An 18,071-nucleotide genomic window follows, 5' to 3' on the forward strand; every position below is an offset into this window, starting at 1 on the left:
TCGGGAATCGGATTTCCCATAGCGTGAATCTGCTAGCGCTCGGCACTGATGCTGGCCATGCCTTTCCGGGCGTGGCCAGCATCGGCTTGTCCCGGACCTCGCACACAGGGCCTCCAGCCGACGGGGCGGGTCGCGCCGACGCCGAACTCCGCGACGCCCGGCGCGCCGGTGGCACCGGCCGGCATTGACGTGTCCCGCACCACAGGAGTTGAATCCGCGTCAGTCGATTCAGGGAGCCGCTCATGCCTTCCCGAACCATCCCCCACGCCCCGTCCCGCAAGCTGCGCCGCTGGACGGCCGGTTCGACGGTCGCCGCGCTGCTGGCCGCGCTCGCCGTCCTGGTCACCCCGGCCACGCGGGCCGAGGCGGATTCCGTGCCACCCCCGCCGGCCGGTTGGACGACCGTGTTCAGCGACGACTTCTCCGGTCCGGCCGGCAGCGCACCGTCGAGCGCCAACTGGACCTATGACACCGGTCCCGGTTCCAACTTCGGTACCGGCGAGATCGAGACCATGACCAACTCGACCGACAATGTGCACCTGGACGGCAACGGCCATCTGAACATCACCGCGCTGAACAACGGTGGAGGTTGGACGTCCGGCCGGATCCACACCCCCGGTGCGCTGGTCGGCGCACCGGCCGGCGGCAAGCTGGAGGTGACCGCCGACATCCGGCAGCCGACCGGCGGCCCCGGCTACTGGCCGGCGTTCTGGATGCTGGGCCCGGGGCAGTGGCCCGAGAACGGCGAGATCGACATCATGGAGGACGTCAACTCCCTCTCCGAGGTGGCCGGGACCATCCACTGCGGCACCTCCCCCGGCGGTGTCTGCAACGAGGGCAACGGCATCGGCAGCGGGCTGCGGGCCTGCGCCGGCTGCCAGAGCGGCTTCCACACCTACTCGATGATCCTGGACCGCACCAACACCGCTGCCGAGAACATCACCTGGTACCTGGACGGGGCCGCCTACTTCAGCGTGAACGAGAGCCAGGTCGGCACCGCGGTGTGGCAGCAGGCCTTCGACCACAACCTGTCCATCATCTTCGACCTGGCGATCGGCGGCGGATTCCCCAACGGCGTGTGCGGCTGCACCACGCCCACCTCCGCCACCGCCTCGGGCGGCACCATGAGCGTCGGCTACGTCGCCGCCTACACCACCAACGGCGGTTCCGGCAACGGCGGTTCGGGCGGCCCGGTGGTGGGCTACGGCGGGCTCTGCCTTGACGACCGCAGCGGGAGCACCGCCGACTACAACCCCGTCCAGGTCTACACCTGCAACGGCACCCCCGCCCAGCAGTGGACCTTCGTCCAGGCCGGTACCACGCTGCATGCGCTCGGCAAGTGCCTCGACATCAACGGCGGCGGCACCGCCAACGGCACCACCGTCGACCTCTACACCTGCAACAACACCGCGGCCCAGGTCTGGATCCCGCAGTCCAACGGCTCGCTCTACAACCCCCAGTCCAACAAGTGCCTGGACGACACCGGCTGGTCCACCACACCGGGCACCCAGGTGGAGATCTGGGACTGCACCGGGGGCGCCAACCAGCAGTGGAAGCTGCCGAGTTGATCCCGTAGGCGGGGGCCACTCCAGCCGGCCGGGTTGCCCCGGGGGCCCTATGGCCCTCGGGGCAGCCCGCTTTTCACCAGGCGGCGAGCGGGCGGTCCACCGGACTGACGGGTGCCGGCAGGGCGGTGGCGCCGGTCAGATAGCGGTCGACGGCGGCGGCCACCGAGCGGCCCTCGGCGATCGCCCAGACGATCAGCGACTGGCCGCGCCCGGCGTCGCCCGCGACGAACACACCGTCCGCTCCCGTCGCGAAGCAGCCGTCCCGGGCGAGGTTCCCGGCGGCGTCGAGACCCAGGCCGAGCTGGTCGAGAAGACCGGCGCCGACCTCGGGGCCCGAGAAGCCGAGTGCCAGCAGCACCAGTTCGGCCGCGATCACCTGCTCGGTGCCCGGCCGGGGATGCCTGGTCCCCGGCTCGGCCTCGGCCAGGCACACCGCGCGCACCCGCCCCTGACCGTCCCCCTCGAACCGGAGCGTGGTGGCGTCGAAGCGGCGCGGGTCGTCCGTCCCGGCGAGCTCCCGCGCCTCCTGGTGCGAGGTGGTGACCCGGTACACCTTGGGGTGCACCGGCCACGGCTGGTCCTCGGCGCGCCGCCCGGGCGGGCGCGGGTTGATGTCCAACTGGCATACCTCGCAGGCCTGTTGGCGCAATGCCGTACCCAGGCAGTCGGACGCGGTGTCGCCGCCGCCGACGATCACCACCCGCCGTCCCTCGGCCGAGATCTCCGGTCCGCCGTCGCCGGCCACCGCCCGGTTGGCCTGCGGCAGGTACTCCATGGCCTGGTGAATACCCGTCAGTTCGCTTCCTGGGACCGGGAGTTCCCTCCACGCGGTGGCCCCCACGGCGAGGATCAGCGCGTCGTAGCGGGCCCGCAGTTCGTCGGCGCGCAGTTCACCGCCGACCGTGACCCCGGTACGGAACCTGGTGCCCTCGGTCCGCATCTGTTCGATCCTGCGGTCAAGGCGGTACTTCTCCAGGCGGAAGTCCGGGATGCCGTAGCGGAGCAGTCCGCCGATCCGGTCGGCGCGCTCGAAGACGGTGGTGGTGTGACCGGCTCTGGTCAGCTGCTGTGCGGCGGCCAGCCCGGCGGGACCGGAGCCGACGACGGCCACGGTGCGCCCGGAGAGCCTCTCCGGCGGCTGCGGTTGCTCGAATCCGGCCTCCCAGGCACGGTCGGCGATGGCCAGCTCGATGTTCTTGATGGTGACGGCCTCGGAGTCGATGGCCAGTACGCAGGCGCTCTCACAGGGCGCCGGGCAGAGCCGGCCGGTGAACTCGGGGAAGTTGTTGGTCGCGTGCAGCCGGGCGCTCGCCGCCTGCCAGTCCTCGGCCGCGACCAGGGTGTTCCAGTCGGGGATCAGGTTCCCGAGCGGGCAGGCGCTGTGGCAGAACGGGATGCCGCAGTCCATGCAGCGGTCCGCCTGCCCGCCGATGATCGGCAGCAGTGCCCGCTCCCGGTAGACCTCGGCCCAGTCCCGGATCCGCTCCGCCACCGCCCGCTGTTCGCGGAGTCGGCGGGGGTTGTTCAGGAATGCCTTCGGATCGCCCATCGGTCCGCCTCCAGCGCCTGCGCGCACGACACCGGGCCCAGCCGCCTCTCCTGCCGCTGCGGGGCGGTGTACGGCGCCGTCTCGTCACCGTACGCCTCCGCCGTCCGGACGGGAAACGGTGGCGTACGACGGGGGCTGCGGCTGGCTATGGGCTTGGGCGGAGCACGCGGGCCGCACCTCCGTGGTCAGCCGCCGGTTCCGGGCCCGCCGGGCGCTGCGGGTACGGCTCAGCGCGACAGGTCCGGCGCCGTTCGCGGCCAGGGGCGGCGTTCCTCCAGCTCCGCCGCCAGCGCGAGCAGCCGCCGTTCACCGCCGGGCGGTGCCACCAGCTGGACCGAGAGCGGCAGGTGCTCGGCGAAACCGGGGTGGTGTCCGGCCGGCAGCGCGAGCGCGGGCCAGCCGGCGAGGTTCCACGGGTGGCTGAACGGCGCGTACCTGGTGTTGGCGAGGATGTTGCCGGTCCAGCCCCGGGTGTGCCAGCGGCGCGCCGGTGGCGCGGGCTGTGCCAGGGCGGGGGTGACCAGCACGTCGTGCCACGCGAAGAACTGCTCCAAGCGCCGCTGCCAGTCGGCTCGTTGGGACTGGCGGACCAGTCCGGCCCGGGTGACGGCACGGCCGAGCGTCGCATGGCGACGGGTGCGCGGAGCGAGCAGCCGCGGGTCCAGCCCGTGTGCGTCCGCGGCCGTCCCCGCCAGCCAGCGGCCGACGGAGGCGGCGCTCAGCCACCACGGATAGGGCGCCTCGGCGCGGGCCACCCGGTGCCCGGCCTCGGCGAGGTGGCGTCCGGTGTCGCGGACGGCGGCGGCCAGCTGCGGGGCGACCGGGATCCCGGCGGTGGGGCACTTCACCGAGAGGGCGACCCGCAGCGGACGTTCCTCGCCCCGGTCCTCTCCCCCCGGGTCACGGCCCGCGAGGACCTCCAGCATCAGCCGGGCGTCGGCGGCGCAGGTGGCGATCGGCCCGTTCTCCGACATACCCAGCCAGCCGTCGCGCCCGAGATCCACCGGCACCAGGCCGCGGCCCGGCTTCAGGCCCAGCACACCGCAGGCGGCGGACGGGATGCGGATCGAGCCCATGCCGTCGTTGCCGAGCGCTACCGGCACCATCGCCGCGGCCACGGCGGCGGCGCTGCCGCCGGAGGATCCGCCGGAGGTCCGGGTGAGGTCCCAGGGGCTCCGCGTGGTGCCGAAGACGCTGTCGGTGGTGCCGAAGACGCACAGCTCGGGCACGTTGGTGAGACCCACGACCACGGCTCCGGCCGCCCGCAGCCGGCGGACGGTCTCGTGGTCGGCGGCGGCGGGGGTATCAGGGGTCGCGGCCGAGCCGTTCCTGGTCGCCTCTCCTGCCACCGGCAGGTTGTCCTTGACGGCGACCGGAACACCCGCCAGCGGCAGCGCCGCCAGGTCCGCCCGGCGCGCGAGCGCGTCCGCCTCGGCGAGGGCCGACGCCGCGAGGACCTTGCGGAACGCCCCGACCCGCGGATCCACCCGCTCGATCCTGGCCAGATGCTCGGCCACCACCTCACGCGGTGCCACCGCACGCCGCCGGACCGCCTCGGCGATCTCCACAGCCGTCCGCCCGACCCAGTCCGCCACCCGCTGCTCCCCTGCTTCCGCTCCCCGGAACGTGCGGAAGCGTATCGAGAGCCCTGGAACCGGACAAGGGTTCGTGGCCGCACGGCGCCCTTGGCGAGTCCCGGCCCGGCTGGTCAGAACGCGAAGGTCACCCCGGTGATCCGCTCCGACTCCGCCCAGAGCCGGCGGCCGAGCCCGGTGTCGTAGGCCTTGCGCCGGAAGGCGACCACCCCGGGTGCTCCGCGCAGCTCGCCGGGGCCGAGCGGCCCGTAGTAGCTTCCGCCGATCGCGTAGGGGTCGGTGGCCGCGCGGAGGACGGGCAGTGCGCCGCGCTCGGCGGGCTGGCCCAGCAGGCGGGTCCCCCAGGCGGTCGGGGTCGACAGCAGGTTGCCACCGCCGAGGCTCGGGCCCTTCTCGCCCAGTTCGGTGGCGGAGAAGCCGGGGTGGGCGCCGAAACTGCCGACCGCGAGCCCGGCCGCCGCGAGCCGCCGCTGCAGCTCCAGCACGAAGACGGCGTTGGCCAGCTTGGACGCGCCGTACGCCTCCCAGGCCTGGTAGCGGTGCTCGCACTGGAGGTCGCCGAAGTCGAGCCGGCCGAACCGGTGGGCCAGGCTGCTGACCGTGACCACCCGGCTGCCGGGGCGCTCGGTGAGCAGCGGCAGCAGCTGCCCGGTGAGCGCGAAGTGGCCGAAGTGGTTGGTGCCGATCTGGAGTTCCAGGCCCTGGGCGGTGGTCTGCCGGGTCGGGACGGCCATCACTCCGGCGTTGTTGATCAGCAGGTCGAGCCCGTCGAGGGTGCCCGCGACCTTCTCGGCCGCGCTCCGTACCGAGTCGAGGTCGGCCAGGTCGATCTGGAGCAGTTCGATCCGGCCGTCCGGGACGGCGGCCCGCAGGGCGGCGAGCGCCGCCTCGCCCTTCGCGGGGTTGCGGGCGCCGAGGTACACCTGGCAGCCCCTGGCGGCCAGGCGCCGTACCTCGTGGTAGCCGATCCCGCTGTTGCCGCCGGTGACCACGGCGGTCTTCCCCGTGAGGTCGGGCAGGTCTCGCTCGTCCCAGATGCTGTTCGCCATGCGGGGAGTCTACGCCAGCGCCCCGGTCCGCCAACCGGGGCCCGGTGTAAGGGTGTTGGCGACCGGGAACGCTACGCGGACCGCTGCGAGACCGGCTGCCGCCCGGCCGACTCCTCCCATGGCTAGCCGGGGTCGACCGGCCGCTCGCTCCTACTCCGGCTGCGCCGCCACCGTCCGCAGGTACGCCCCCAGTGAGGTGATCGCCGCCGGGTTGCGCGGGCTCTCCACCAGGTCGGCGTAGCGCAGCACGAAGATCCGGTCGTTCTTGACCGCCGGGACCTCGGCCAGTGGCGGGTAGGACTTGAGGAACCGCTTCTTGGCCTCGGCGCCGGTGTCGCCGTAGTCGTTGATCACGATCACTTCGGGGCTGCGCCGGACGACCGCCTCCCAGCCGACCGTGGTCCAGGAGTCGGCGAGATCGCCGAAGATGTTGGTCCCGCCGGCCTTGGCGATGATCTCGTCCGGACCGGCGAACCGGCCCGAGGTGAACGGCTTGTCCTGGCCGCTGTCGTAGAGGAAGACGCTCGGCCTGCGACTCGGCGCCGCCGCCTCGGCCTTGGCCACCTCCGCCTTGAAGCCGGCGATCAACTCCTCGGCCCTGGGCCGGACATCGAAGATCTCGCCGAGGTTGGCGAGGTCGGTGTAGAGCGCGTCCAGCGGCGGCATCACCCCGCGCGCCTTCTCCCGCCCGTTGTGGCAGGACTCGGTGAGGGTGTAGGCGGCGATGCCCAGCTTGCCGAGGCCTTCGGGGGTGAGGCCGGAGGCCTCGTCCCAGCCGTAGCTCCAGCCGCCGAAGACGAAGTCGGCCTTGGCGTTCAGCACCACCTCCTTGGTGATCCGGTCCTTGGAGAGCCACTTGGCCTGCTGGTAGCCGTCACGCCACGGGATGCCGGACAGGTCGCCCTTCTCGTCGGGCATCGCGTAGCCGGCCATCCGGTCGGCCAGTCCCAGCGCGAACATCATCTCGGTGAGCCCGATGTCGTTGGTGACGACCCGTTCGGGCTTGTGCTGGTAACCGACCTCGCTGCCGCAGTTCTCCACCGTGACGGGGTAGTGTGCCGAGGCGGTGGCGGCGTCGGAGGTGGTGGCGACCTCGGCACCGCAGCCGGTCAGCAGGCCGAGGGCGAGCAGGACGGCGGCGGAACGGGCGGGAGCAGAACGCATCAGGACGGTCCTCACGGGTGCACGGGGTCGGTCAGGCGGTCGAAGAGCAGTTGGACGGCGCCGGTCTCCGGGTGCCGTACCGGGTGCGCGCGGACCCCGAACACCTCGGCGAGCAGCTCGGGCCGGAGCACCTCGCCCGGAGTGCCGGAGGCGACGATCCGGCCCTGCGCGATGACATGGAGCTCGTCGCAGTGCGCGGCGGCCAGGTTGAGGTCGTGCAGCGCGGTGAGCACGGTCAGCCCGCTGTCGCGGACCAGCGCCAGCACCTCCAACTGGTGGGCGATGTCGAGGTGGTTGGTCGGCTCGTCCAGCACCAGCACCCGGGGCTGCTGCGCCAGGGCACGGGCGATCAGCACCCGCTGCTTCTCGCCGCCCGACAGCTGCAGGAAGCCGCGCTGCGCCAGGTGTGCGGCCCCGACCCTGGCGAGGGCGGCCGCACAGAGCTCCTCGTCCCCGCCGCTCGCGAAGCCGCCGCGGTGCGGCAGGCGTCCCATCGCGACCACCTCGGCGACCGTGAAGTCGAACTCGGCCGAACTCTCCTGCGGCAGCGCGCCGACCCGGCGGGCGCCCTCGCGCGCCGACAGGGTGTGCAGGTCGTCCCCGTCCAGCCGGACGGCGCCCGAGGCGGGCCGCAGCGCCCGGTAGACACAGCGCAGCAGGGTGGACTTGCCGCTGCCGTTCGGCCCGACCAGCCCGAGCACCCTGCCGCTGCCCGCCCGCAGCGTCACCTCGTGGACCAGCCGGGCACCGGCGATCTCGACCGAGACCTCCTCGATGTCGACACGCATCAGCGACCTCCGAAGGAGTAGCCGCGACGGCGCATCAGCAGCAGGAAGCAGGGCACGCCGAGCACCGCGGTGATCACGCCGACCGGCAGTTCGGCGGGGGCGAGCAGCAGGCGGGAGAGGATGTCCACCCAGACCAGCAGGACGGCCCCGGCGAGCGGGGCGATCGTCAGCACCCGGCGGTGGCCCGCACCGACCAGCATCCTGACCAGGTGCGGGACCATCAGTCCGACGAAGCCGATCGCGCCGCTGACGGCCACCACCGTGCCGGTGACGGCGGCGGTGACCAGGAAGAGCTGCCGGCGCAGCCGGCCGGCGTCCACCCCGAGGGCGGCGGCGGTCTCGTCGCCCATGGCGAGGGCGTCCAGGCGGCCGGAGGAGCAGAGCAGGTAGGCGGTCCCGGCCAGCACACAGGCCGCGGCGATCGGTACCGAGCTCCAGGTGGCGCCGCCCAGGCTGCCGAGCAGCCACATCATCGCCGCCCGTGCCGCCTCGCCGCGCTCGGCGCCGAAGACCATCAGCGCGGTGACGGCGGAGAAGCCGTAGGAGAGGGCGGTTCCGGTGAGCACCAGGCGCAGCGGGGTGAGGCCGTGGGCGGTGCGCGCGACGGCGTAGACCAGGGTCATCGCGGCGAGGGCGGAGAGGAAGGCGGAGGCGGACAGCGCCCAGACGCCGAGCGAGGCGAAGGCGCCCAGCAGCAGGACGGCGTTGGCGCCGACCGAGGCGCCGGAGGAGATGCCGAGCACGAAGGGGTCGGCGAGGGCGTTGCGCACCATGGCCTGGACGGCGACGCCGGTGACGGCCAGGCCCGCGCCGACGGTGGCGGCGAGGACGGCCCTGGGCAGGCGGATCTCCCAGACGATGGTGTAGGCGGCGAGCTCGTCGGCCTCGATCCGGCCTCCGGTCAGCCCGGCCTGCAGCAGGTGCAGGGTGTGGCTCAGGGGGAGTTCGGCGGCGCCGAGTCCGACCCCGCAGGCCAGGGAGACCAGCAGGGCGGCGAGGAGGCCGAGGGCCGGCGGCAGCACCCGGACCCGGCGCAGTGGGGGCGGGGCTGCGGGCCGGGGGCGCTCCTGGCCGGAGGGCGCGGGAGGGTCGGCGGCGAGCGTGGTCAAGGGGAGGGCGCCTTCGGGTCGGGCCGCGTCCTGAGGGCAGGGGCGACCCGGCGCCGGGGCGGCGCGGACGGCACGCATCCGCGCACGGCGGCGTCGTGCGGCTTCCCCCTCGCATTCCGCGGCGAGTTGACGGGAGGTCGATGCGCCGCCGAGGGCGATCGGGCTTACGGGGCCGTGGCTCCGTTCACCGTTGCGGGTCAGCGCCGGATTCTCACCGAACTTCCCCCTCGGGACGCACCGGAAGCATAGCAAGGCTCGCCTTACCTGTAAGGAGTGGGTTGCCCATGTGCCCCGGACAGACCGGTCTGGACCCTCACACGTCCGGGGGAATCCGGCCGCTCTCCCGTTGTGGTCCGGCGGGAACGGGGTACACGCACGGCCGCCCGAAGCGGTACCGGAGGGATGAGGGAGGCGGCGATGGCGGATCCCGAGGGGGTCGGTCGGCAGCGGCGGGGCGGGACATCCGGCTCGGGGCCGGTGGGCGCGGCGAGGGCGGCGGGCGGCGACCTCCGGACCGGCGTACCGGCCCGGCTGGACCGGCTGCCCTGGTCGAGCTGGCACTGGCGGATCGTCATCGGCCTGGGCACCGTGTGGATCCTCGACGGCCTCGAGGTGACGATCGTCGGCAACATGGCCGGGCGGCTGTCCGAGCGGGGCAGCGGCATCGCCATCAGTTCCGCGCAGGTCACCACCTGGGCGGCGGCGCTCTACGTGGCGGGCGCCTGCTGCGGGGCGCTGTACTTCGGCTGGCTCACCGACCGGCTGGGCCGCAAGCGGCTGTTCCTGGTGACGCTGTCGGTCTACCTCGCCGCCACGGCCGTCACCGCCCTCTCCTGGACCGCCTGGTTCTTCTTCCTGTGCCGGTTCTTCACCGGCTTCGGCATCGGCGGCGAGTACGCGGCCATCAACTCGGCGATCGACGAGCTGATCCCGGCCCGGCTGCGCGGCCGGATCGACCTGATCATCAACGGCAGCTTCTGGATCGGCGCGGCGCTCGGCGCCTTCGCCTCGATCGCACTGCTGAACACCGCGCTGTTCGCCACGGACGTGGGCTGGCGGCTCTCCTTCGCGATCGGCGTTGTACTCGGTCTGGTCATCCTGCTGGTGCGGCGGCACGTGCCGGAGAGCCCGCGCTGGCTGTTCGTCCACGGGCGGGCCGAGGAGGCGGAACGGATCGTCCGCGATGCCGAGCGGAGGGTGGAGGCCGAGACCAGCGAGCCGCTGAGCACGCCCGGGGAGACCATCGTGATCCGGCAGCGGCCGCCGCTCGGCTTCCTGACGGTCGCGCGTACGGTGCTGCGGCGCTACCCCAGGCGGACGGTGCTCGGCCTGGCCCTCTTCGTCGGCCAGGCCTTCCTCTACAACTCTGTCACCTTCGGCTACGCCGTCATCCTGACCACCTTCTTCTCCGTGCCCACCGGCGACACCGGCTACTACTTCGCGGTCATCGCGGTGGGCAACTTCCTCGGCCCGCTGCTGCTGGGCCACCTCTTCGACTCGGTGGGCCGGAAGCCGATGATCGCCGGAACGTACCTGGGTTCAGGGGTCCTGCTGTTCGGCACCGCGTACCTGTTCCAGCGCGGGTGGCTGGACGCGGTCACCATGACCGCCTGCTGGACGGCCGTGCTCTTCCTCGCCTCGGCCGGGGCGAGCGCCGCCTATCTGACGGTCAGCGAGATCTTCCCGCTGGAGACCAGGGCGCTGTGCATCGCCTTCTTCTACGCGGTCGGGACGGCGATCGGCGGGATCAGCGGCCCGCTGCTCTTCAACGGCCTGGTGAGCAGCGGCACTCCGGCCGACACCACGCTGGCGTTCTGCGTCGGCGCCGCGCTGATGGCGGCGGCGGGATGCGTCGAGGCCGCGATCGGCGTCCGCGCGGAACGCCGCAGCCTGGAGTCGCTGGCCGCACCGCTCAGCGCGGTGAGCGTCGATCGGGAGCACGGGGAACCGCGCGGGTGACCTCCGAACGCCTTGGGCCGGGCCGGAGCGCCGGGGTGCGAGGCGCCGGCCCGTGGGGCCGCAACGGGTGGGGCCGTCCACCGGTCGCGGGCCGCACGGCGTCCTGGTGCCGGGCGGGTCAGACCTCCAACTCCGCCTCGATGCGCTTGAGTTGGTGCCGCGCCATGGCCAGGTTCGCACGGTTGCGGTCGAGCGCGAGGTAGAGGAAGAGGCCCTTGCCGGAGCGGCTGGTGAGCGGCCGGATCACGTGGTACTGGGCGCTGAGGGTGATCAGGATGTCCTCGATCGTGTCGTTCAGGTTGAGCATCTCCATGACCCTGGCCTTGGCCCGGATCACGTCGGTGTTGCCGGCCGCCGCGACGTTGAGATCGAGCGTGCCGTCACCGCCCAGCGTGCCGAGCGCCATGCCGCTGCCGTAGTCCACGAGCGCGACGCCGATGGCGCCTTCGATGGAACTCATGACGTCCTTGAGGGCGGTCTCGGTGTTCGCCATCGGTTGGTCTTCCTTACGTCGTAGGTGGTGTGGGGCGGATCCGCGCCCGACCGGGCGGACGGGACAGGCCTGCCGAAGGAGGCCGGCCTGCGGGAGGGGGAAAGTCAGGAAGGAAGGCGCCCGAGCGCCGTGTCCGCGAGGGCCGCGATCCGGGCACCGGCCTTGCGCGCCTCCAGGTGCAGCCGGCCCACGTTGGCCTCGGGCCCGGCGAGCAGGGTCAGCACCACGAAGGCGCCGACCGCGTAGGTCGCGGTGTACCCGAACTCGCCCCGGGTCAGCAGCTCGCGGAAGCCACCGCGCCCGGTGGCCTCGGTCAGTCTGGCGCCGACGCCGAGCGCGGCGGCGGTGAGCGCCGCGATTCCCTCCGGTTCAAGGTCGGTGGTGTCGTGGGCGACCACCAGGCCGTCCGTGGTCGCGACCAGCCCGCCGGCCAGGTGCGGGATCCTGGCGCGCAGACCGCGGAGTTCGATCAGCACCTCGTGCTCGGATATCACGGACTGCCTCCTTCCGGTGAGTTGGCGAAACGCGCGTTTCATTCGGCGGCCACCGTGCGCGGGACGGGCCGGGCCGGACGGGGGAACGGAGCGGTCACAGACGGGCCTCCAGAGCCGCGCGGAGTCGGATCAGCAGGGCGAGTTCCGGGTTCGCCGAACCACCGTCCAGCCGGACCGGTCCGGCGGGGAGCGCGGTCGGCCGCACGACCGGCACGGCGGCCGCCGAGGCCCTCGGCTGCGCGCCGGGGCGGCCGAGGTCGTCCGGGTCGGACGGGCTCTGGACCAGCCCGGCGGCGGCGAGCCTGCGGACGTCCAGCAGCGTGGCGAACGCCGGACGGCCCAGCAGCCGGGCGATCTCCAGCGGTGTCCGCCGCCCGTCCGCGGCCTGCACGATGGCGCGCTGTGCCCGGCTCCACCGCACCGGGGCCGGATCCGCCGCGCCCGCGCTCAGCCGCAGCGGGGAACCGTCCAGTCGCGGGCACGGCCAGACCCGGTCGAGCAGCGCCCGCCGCCGGGCCACCGCGGCCCGCAGGGTCCGCACCTCGACCGAACGGATCGCACCGGTCCGCGGCCGTACGTCCGGCTGGAACCGGAACGGGCCGCTGTCCTGGGGCAAGGCGAGGAAGGCGGCGTCCGAGAGCGCGGTGAGGTGGCAGAGCTCCAGTACGCCCCGGCCCACCCAACCCGAGCCCAACAGGGCCTCCGGCAGCGGCTGTTCGCAGTTCCTGGACAGCTCCAGCAGGTCCTGCGCGGGGATCCGCCCGGAGCGGACCAGCAGGGTCGGCAGATCGAGTGCCCAGGCGCTCTCCACCTGCAGTACCGCGCCCTCGACCAGGTGGACCACGCCCGTGGTGCTCTGCACCGCCCCGGTACGGCCTTCCGCGGCGAGCGCCGCGACCACGTCGCCCAGTGTGCGGCCCGGCGCCAGGAGTTCCGGACGCCGACGGGGCATCAGGGGCGAGCGGGTCTGCGGATCCATCAGGCCAGCACCAGCCGTTCGGCGATGCCGCGCAGCCGCAGCCGGGCCATGGCCAGATTGGCGGTGCCACGGTCCAGCCTGAGATAGAGGAACGTGCCGCTCTCGAAGCCGGCCTCCACGAAGCGCAGCAGGTGGTAGCGGCCGGGCGAGGTGACGATGACGTCCTCGGCGAGGGTGGCGGCGGAGTCCGGGTCGGCGAAGGACGGGTTCTGGACGACGGCGCGGGCGAGTTCGGTGGCGTCGGCCGCGCCCGCGTCATGGTCGCCGGACGGGCCCTCCCCGGCCGCGCCGAGGGTCAGGCCACTGGTCCAGTCCACCAGGCTGACGCCCAGCGCTCCGGGTATGGTCATCGCTTCGACGAGACACTCGTCGATTCCCGCCAACTCGCTTCACCTCTTCGTACGAAGGCACGCGCGACCACCGCATGAGGACAGCCGGAACCACCGTGGTCACCTGCGGTAGCCCCGACGGCACAAAACGCTATCGTGTGCGGCAGCCGAACATGCGAGTTCCGGCAAACCCGTCTGGCATATGACCAATCTTTGACGCTGCGCCACCGTCGAATGACGTGAATCCAATGGCCCGGCAGCCGAGTTGATACCACGGCCGAGCGGTCTGGACCAGAGCCCGGGGCCGGGAGACGCCCGGCCGCAGTCGGCCGACCGGCGCTGTCGGGCGGGGCCCGGGTGTACCGACCACCGATGTCGCCGGGCCCGGGCGAGCCGCCACGGACGCCCCGGATCCGCCCGGCCGCCGGAGCTGGCCGGCCGCCGCACCCGCGAGGGGTGGGACGCTCGGTGGCCGGCGGGCGGACCGGGTGCACCCGGCCACCTGCCCGGTGCCCGCGTGCACTCGTTGGGCTCAGCCCGCCGCGCCGTCCGCGCCACGGGAACGCAGCCTGGAGCCGCGAGCAGGTACCCGGCCGAGGGATCAGCCGAGCGATCACAGGAGCCCGTCATGAACAATTCCGAGCCGCGCGCAAGCCGCCCCCCGCTCCGGCGGACGGCGGCCCGCCCCAGCACCGCGACCGGCCCCCGTACCGCGGCCGGGCTCCGCGCCGTGGTCGGCCCGAAGGTCCGGGCCGGTGCGCTGCTCGCGGTGGCCTGCGCCCTGACCGCGGGTGCGGCGGCGTGCGGTTCGGAGCACACCAAGGGCGGTATCAGCCCGACCGTGGTGTCGGCGGCCGCGGAGGCCTCCCGGCGGGCCGCCTCGGCCGCCGCGGAGGCTTCCGAGCTGGGCGGGCCCCAGGCGACCTCGGCGGCCTCGAACGCGGCGGCCCTGATCTCGCAGGCGGCCATGGCCGCCTCGGCCTCCGCCGCGTCGGCGGCGGCCGCGGTGCAGTCCCGGGCGGCGGCCTTCGAGTCCTCGGTGTCCGCCCAGGTGTCGAAGTCCAGGCAGATGGCGACCACCGCCCTGGCGGGCGTCTCCGGCAGCGGCAACGCACTCGGCGACGTGACCCTCACCGGGGTGCCGACCACCGCCTCCGACGGCTTCCCCGCGGTGGTCCTGACCGTCCACAACTCGACCTCGGCCAAGGCGAACTACGCGGCCCAGGTGGACTTCCTCGACAGCGCGGGCAAGACCGCCGAGTCGGTCGTGGTGGGCACCGAGGACGTGGCGCCGGGAGAGAACCGCACCGTCCTCGCACACGGCACCAAGCAGGCCACGGTCGCAACCGCCAAGGTGGCCAAGGCCCAGCGCTACTGAACCGGGCCCGGCCACGGCGACCAGGACCAGGCGTCGGGCGCCGCTCAGGACCAGGCGCGCTGGAACTCCTCCAGCCGCCGCGTCTCGTCGGCACTCCAGCCGGCCGGCGGGGCGATCCGCGCCCACGCGCCGGTGGGCAGCGTGCCGAACCGGTGGCCGAACCCGTCGGGGACGCTGTCGGCGGCCGCGAGGTCACAGGTCACCTGCCAGAAGGTGACCAGCGGATACCAGCGCATGGCGTCGGAGACGTCCGGGGCGCGCGGCCGGTCCAGCCAGGCCGGACGGCGCCAGATCAGACTCGGCTCCCACCAGGTCACCGGGTCGCCGCCGTTCTGCAGGTAGACCGCGCGCGGTGGCGCCCAGGGTGCCGGCGGCCGCTGGAGGTCACCGGGGCGCCGGGCGAACCTTACGGTGCGGCCGTCCTGGTAGACCGGCAGCCAGACCGGGCTGCCCGGGTCGCGGCCGTCGGTGACGGTCCGCCGGATCGGATTGTCGGGGGTCGGCCCGACCAGCAGCGCGCCGTCCACCTCGCGGGCCAGCTGGGCCACCCCGCCGGGGAAGGCCCGCTCGGTGGCGTACGAGCCGAGGCTCTCCCCCGCCACCAGCAGCCGGGGACGGGCGTCGGCCGGCAGCTGCGCCCAGCGCGTCCGGACGGCGTCGATCAGAGCCACCCCGGCATCACTGGCCTCGCCCTCGGTGAGGAAGGAGACCCAGCTGGGCAGGTACGAGTACTGCATCGCGACCAGGGCGCTGTCGCCGCCGTACATGTACTCCGGCGGCTTGGCGATCCGCTCGTTGACCCAGCCGGTCCCGGTGGTGCTGATCACCACCAGGACCCGGCGGGAGAAGGCACCGGTGCGCTCCAGCTCGCGCACCGCCAGCGCGGCCCGCTCGCGCAGGGTGCCGGCGGAGCGCAGGCCCACGTAGACCCGCACCGGGTCCTTGGCCGCCTGCCCGGTGAACCGGGTGATCTCGGCGGCGGCGGGCGCCTTCCCGATGAAGTCGCGGCCCTTGGAGCCGAGGCTGTCCCAGCTCTCCAGCGAGGCCGGGCTGCCCGAGAGGGTCGGCAGCGTCGGCCGGACGATGCCGGGCGAGGTACCGAGGTCGGTCGCCGAGGCGCCGCTCTCCACCGCGGCCAGCAGCCCTCGCAGCAGGAACCCCTGGACGAACCCGACCACCAGCACCACGGCCAGGACCAGCGCCACCGCCGCCGCCCACCGCGCCGGGAGCGCCCTGGCGGCCAGCCGGCCCAACTGCCTGGTGCCCAGCCGCAGTGCCCGGGCGACGAGCACGAACAACGCGAACAGCAGGACGGCCACCGGCAGCACCAGTGCCCACTGCCACCAGACCACCCGCGGGTCCAGCCGCACCGCCCGTCGCAGGTCACCCTGCCAGCGGACGCTCCACGCGGTGACGAACACGATCGCCGTGCCGCCCGCCCCGGCCAGCGCCGGCCAGCCCGTCCGGCGCAGCCGCTCGTCCGGGCGGAGGCCGCAGTGCCGGGCGATCAGTCCGATCAGGGCGCCGACCCCGTAGGCGATTCCCGCGGTGATCGCGCAGGCGGCGGCCTGCAGCCACCAGGGGCGCGGCAGCAGGGACGGGGTGAAGGCCAGCACATAGCCGATCACGGCGCCGACCAGCGCGCTCCAGGTCGGCGGGCGGCGCACCACCGGCCGGTGCGAGGGTTCGGGGAGGTGGCCCTGCTCGGCGGGTCCGGGCATCAGGCGGCGACCCGGCCGATGGCTGAACTGCCCATTTTCACCCCAGCTGTCGCGGTCCGTGTTCTGCGCAGTGGTCGCGGTTGTCCGCAGTGGTTCGCGGTCAGCGTCCTCCGCGGCGGATTCCGTGTTCTCCGCAGAGGATGGCGGATTCCGTGTTCTCCGCCGAGGATAGGGACGCTCAAGGCCCGCGCCGGTGAGGCACGGCGCATCGGCGTCCTGCCGAGTGGTCCGGCCGCGTCCGCCGGTGCAGCATCGTCACGTGGAAGGCACACGGCCGGCCCGCGTGCGGTGGCGGCGGCCGGCGGACGTCCGGCTCGCCCTCGGGGTCACCGTCGTGCTGCTGGTGCTGGTCAACCTCACCGTCCACCGGTGGGCGCCCGGCCGTGAGCTGCCGACGGCGGTGGCGGCGATGTGCGCTCTGCTGGCCGTCGAGTACTGGAGCGGCGGCGGCCGGGCCGAACTGGGCCTCGGTGCGGGGACGTTGGGGCGCGGCTCGCGCTGGGCGCTCGCCTGCGTCGGTGTGGTCGCGGCGGTCTATCTGGCCGCCGCCCTGCTTCCGGCGACCCGGCCGCTGTTCCAGGACACCCGCAACAGCGGCCTGAGCGGCGGGGACATCGCCTACCGGGTGCTGGTCGCGGTCCCGGTCGGCACCGTCGCGCTGGAGGAGCTGGCCTTCCGGGGCGTGCTCTACGGGCTGGGCCGCCGCCGCTGGGGGCACCGCGGGGCGACGGCGTTCTCCTCACTGCTCTTCGGCCTGTGGCACATCCTGCCCTCGCTGCACCTGGCCGGTGAGAAGCCGGCGCTCGGCACTCTGCTCGGCGGCTCCTCCGCCAGCGCGCTGCTGGCGGATGCCGGAGCGGTGCTGTTCACGGCGGTGGCCGGGGTGCTCCTGTGCGAGTTGCGCAGGCGCAGCGGCAGCCTGCTGGCCCCGGCGGGACTGCACTGGGCGGTCAACTCGCTGGGTTATGTCACCGGGTTCCTGCTCCGCTGATCCCGCGTCCGCCGACCCCGCGGGCCCGCCCGGCCGGGCGCGGCGCGTCTTCGCGTCGGCCGGCCCGGCGCCGCTAGCGGTGGCGGTGGCGGGTCCTACCGGGGCTCACCGAAGGGCTGCGGTCCGTCGGCGGGCCGCAGCAGCCCCGTCAGCACCCGGGTGAGCACCCGGTCGAAGACCGGCTCCCCGGCCCCGGGGGTGCCGGCCGCCAGCGCCCCCGCCAGATGGGGGTGCCCTCCCTCCGCGGCGACGTAGGCCAGGTAGCCGGCCTGCGCCCGCTGCCACTGCCGCAGGCCGTCGCTCGCGAGCTCCTGGGTGAGTTCCATCCGGGCCAGCAGGGCGACGGTCGCGTTGAACACGGCGACCGCCTCCAGCTTGGCCTGCGGGCCGAGGTCGAGGCCGGCCAGGGCGGCCAGGGCCTGCTCCAGATAGTCGACCGCGTTCGGGCCGAGCGGCGGCCTGGTGGTGGTGATGTCGAGCATCCAGGGGTGGCGGCGGTAGATACCCCTGGCCTGGTGGGCCAGTTGGAGCAGGTCGTCGAGCCAGTGCCGGCCGGCCAGGGCCGAGTACTCGAACTCGCCGTTGACCCCGTCGGCCATCAGCTCGATCAGTTCGTCCCGGGTGGCCACGTAGCGGTAGAGCGAGGCGGGTCCGGTGCCCAGCGCATCGGCCACCGCCCGCATCGTGACGGCCGCGAGCCCGTCGGCGTCCGCGAGCGCGATGCCGGCGGCGGCGATCCCCGCCCGGGTGAACTCGGGTGCCGGGCCGCGTCCCGCACGCGGGGGACGGAGCCAGATGCTGTCGCCGCTGCCCTCGTTCACTGCACCTCTCCACTTCTGCGAACGCCGTGTGCAGTATCTTAGGCACCAACAACTGCGAACAATGCTCGCAGTGGGAGAGGAGTC

General features: G+C 73.7%; 16 protein-coding genes. 4 read left to right on the forward strand and 12 right to left on the reverse strand.

Features of this window, described 5'->3' with window-relative positions:
* The first annotated feature begins 242 nt into the window (after nt 1-242).
* A complete protein-coding gene (locus ACSMTC_RS02475) occupies nt 243-1,568 on the forward strand; it encodes a ricin-type beta-trefoil lectin domain protein (protein ID WP_436557960.1) in 1,326 nt (441 codons plus the stop codon).
* A gap of 73 nt (nt 1,569-1,641) precedes the next feature.
* Here the strand turns inward: ACSMTC_RS02475 and ACSMTC_RS02480 are convergent, their stop codons facing one another.
* The 6 genes from ACSMTC_RS02480 to ACSMTC_RS02505 form a co-directional block, all read right to left on the reverse strand.
* On the reverse strand, nt 1,642-3,117 hold the full coding sequence (locus ACSMTC_RS02480; RefSeq protein ID WP_436557961.1) for a glutamate synthase subunit beta: 1,476 nt from the start codon (nt 3,115-3,117) through the stop codon (nt 1,642-1,644).
* Between the two features lie 227 nt (nt 3,118-3,344).
* On the reverse strand, nt 3,345-4,712 hold the full coding sequence (locus ACSMTC_RS02485; protein WP_436557962.1) for an amidase: 1,368 nt from the start codon (nt 4,710-4,712) through the stop codon (nt 3,345-3,347).
* Nucleotides 4,713-4,825: 113 nt separating this feature from the next.
* Nucleotides 4,826-5,761 (reverse strand): oxidoreductase, encoded by a 936-nt coding sequence (locus tag ACSMTC_RS02490; RefSeq protein ID WP_436557963.1) that lies wholly within the window; start codon nt 5,759-5,761, stop codon nt 4,826-4,828.
* A 150-nt stretch (nt 5,762-5,911) separates the two neighbouring features.
* Nucleotides 5,912-6,925, reverse strand: a complete 1,014-nt coding sequence (locus tag ACSMTC_RS02495) for an ABC transporter substrate-binding protein (RefSeq protein WP_436557964.1) — start codon at nt 6,923-6,925, stop codon at nt 5,912-5,914.
* Nucleotides 6,926-6,936: 11 nt separating this feature from the next.
* A complete protein-coding gene (locus ACSMTC_RS02500) occupies nt 6,937-7,713 on the reverse strand; it encodes an ABC transporter ATP-binding protein (RefSeq protein ID WP_436557965.1) in 777 nt (258 codons plus the stop codon).
* Nucleotides 7,713-8,822: a FecCD family ABC transporter permease gene (locus ACSMTC_RS02505; protein WP_436557966.1), complete on the reverse strand. Its 1,110-nt coding sequence runs from the start codon at nt 8,820-8,822 to the stop codon at nt 7,713-7,715. Before ACSMTC_RS02505 ends, ACSMTC_RS02500 begins: the two co-directional genes overlap by 1 nt.
* Nucleotides 8,823-9,239: 417 nt before the next feature.
* Here ACSMTC_RS02505 and ACSMTC_RS02510 point away from each other — a divergent pair, with 417 nt between their 5' ends.
* Nucleotides 9,240-10,781, forward strand: a complete 1,542-nt coding sequence (locus tag ACSMTC_RS02510; RefSeq protein ID WP_436557967.1) for an MFS transporter — start codon at nt 9,240-9,242, stop codon at nt 10,779-10,781.
* A gap of 118 nt (nt 10,782-10,899) precedes the next feature.
* Here ACSMTC_RS02510 and ACSMTC_RS02515 read toward each other — a convergent pair whose 3' ends face one another.
* The 4 genes from ACSMTC_RS02515 to ACSMTC_RS02530 all read right to left on the reverse strand — a co-directional run bounded on the left by ACSMTC_RS02515 (nt 10,900) and on the right by ACSMTC_RS02530 (nt 13,130).
* Nucleotides 10,900-11,274 (reverse strand): hypothetical protein, encoded by a 375-nt coding sequence (locus tag ACSMTC_RS02515; protein ID WP_436557968.1) that lies wholly within the window; start codon nt 11,272-11,274, stop codon nt 10,900-10,902.
* A 104-nt stretch (nt 11,275-11,378) separates the two neighbouring features.
* Nucleotides 11,379-11,768, reverse strand: coding sequence for a roadblock/LC7 domain-containing protein (locus ACSMTC_RS02520; protein ID WP_436557969.1), 390 nt, complete (start codon nt 11,766-11,768; stop codon nt 11,379-11,381).
* 94 nt (nt 11,769-11,862) lie between these two features.
* Nucleotides 11,863-12,747, reverse strand: a complete 885-nt coding sequence (locus tag ACSMTC_RS02525) for a transcriptional regulator (RefSeq protein WP_436557970.1) — start codon at nt 12,745-12,747, stop codon at nt 11,863-11,865.
* Entirely contained in the window at nt 12,747-13,130 is a 384-nt protein-coding gene (locus tag ACSMTC_RS02530) for a hypothetical protein (protein ID WP_436557971.1), read from the reverse strand. The genes ACSMTC_RS02525 and ACSMTC_RS02530 overlap by 1 nt, the downstream gene beginning before the upstream one ends.
* Nucleotides 13,131-13,704: 574 nt before the next feature.
* Here ACSMTC_RS02530 and ACSMTC_RS02535 point away from each other — a divergent pair.
* The gene (locus ACSMTC_RS02535; RefSeq protein WP_436557972.1) at nt 13,705-14,454 is read left to right on the forward strand and encodes a hypothetical protein; all 750 of its coding nucleotides are present in this window, start codon (nt 13,705-13,707) and stop codon (nt 14,452-14,454) included.
* Between the two features lie 44 nt (nt 14,455-14,498).
* Here the strand turns inward: ACSMTC_RS02535 and ACSMTC_RS02540 are convergent, their stop codons facing one another.
* Complete coding sequence (locus ACSMTC_RS02540; protein ID WP_436557973.1) at nt 14,499-16,175, reverse strand: alpha/beta hydrolase; 1,677 nt, start codon at nt 16,173-16,175, stop codon at nt 14,499-14,501.
* Nucleotides 16,176-16,434: 259 nt separating this feature from the next.
* Between ACSMTC_RS02540 and ACSMTC_RS02545 the strand changes: the two genes are divergently transcribed.
* Nucleotides 16,435-17,166: a CPBP family intramembrane glutamic endopeptidase gene (locus ACSMTC_RS02545; RefSeq protein ID WP_436557974.1), complete on the forward strand. Its 732-nt coding sequence runs from the start codon at nt 16,435-16,437 to the stop codon at nt 17,164-17,166.
* A gap of 95 nt (nt 17,167-17,261) precedes the next feature.
* Here the strand turns inward: ACSMTC_RS02545 and ACSMTC_RS02550 are convergent, their stop codons facing one another.
* Nucleotides 17,262-17,987, reverse strand: a complete 726-nt coding sequence (locus ACSMTC_RS02550; protein WP_436557975.1) for a TetR/AcrR family transcriptional regulator C-terminal domain-containing protein — start codon at nt 17,985-17,987, stop codon at nt 17,262-17,264.
* Nucleotides 17,988-18,071 lie beyond the last annotated feature (84 nt).

This window comes from Kitasatospora sp. HPM-01-4 (assembly GCF_051374625.1).
Taxonomy (GTDB): Bacteria; Actinomycetota; Actinomycetes; order Streptomycetales; family Streptomycetaceae; genus Kitasatospora.

Coding starts and splice junctions, on each gene's coding strand:
- ACSMTC_RS02475 (WP_436557960.1), top strand. CDS start 243: ATGCCTTCCCGAACCATCCCCCACGCCCCGTCCCGCAAGCTGCGCCGC.
- ACSMTC_RS02480 (WP_436557961.1), bottom strand. CDS start 3,117: ATGGGCGATCCGAAGGCATTCCTGAACAACCCCCGCCGACTCCGCGAA.
- ACSMTC_RS02490 (WP_436557963.1), bottom strand. CDS start 5,761: ATGGCGAACAGCATCTGGGACGAGCGAGACCTGCCCGACCTCACGGGG.
- ACSMTC_RS02495 (WP_436557964.1), bottom strand. CDS start 6,925: ATGCGTTCTGCTCCCGCCCGTTCCGCCGCCGTCCTGCTCGCCCTCGGC.
- ACSMTC_RS02500 (WP_436557965.1), bottom strand. CDS start 7,713: ATGCGTGTCGACATCGAGGAGGTCTCGGTCGAGATCGCCGGTGCCCGG.
- ACSMTC_RS02510 (WP_436557967.1), top strand. CDS start 9,240: ATGGCGGATCCCGAGGGGGTCGGTCGGCAGCGGCGGGGCGGGACATCC.
- ACSMTC_RS02515 (WP_436557968.1), bottom strand. CDS start 11,274: ATGGCGAACACCGAGACCGCCCTCAAGGACGTCATGAGTTCCATCGAA.
- ACSMTC_RS02525 (WP_436557970.1), bottom strand. CDS start 12,747: ATGGATCCGCAGACCCGCTCGCCCCTGATGCCCCGTCGGCGTCCGGAA.
- ACSMTC_RS02535 (WP_436557972.1), top strand. CDS start 13,705: ATGAACAATTCCGAGCCGCGCGCAAGCCGCCCCCCGCTCCGGCGGACG.
- ACSMTC_RS02540 (WP_436557973.1), bottom strand. CDS start 16,175: ATGCCCGGACCCGCCGAGCAGGGCCACCTCCCCGAACCCTCGCACCGG.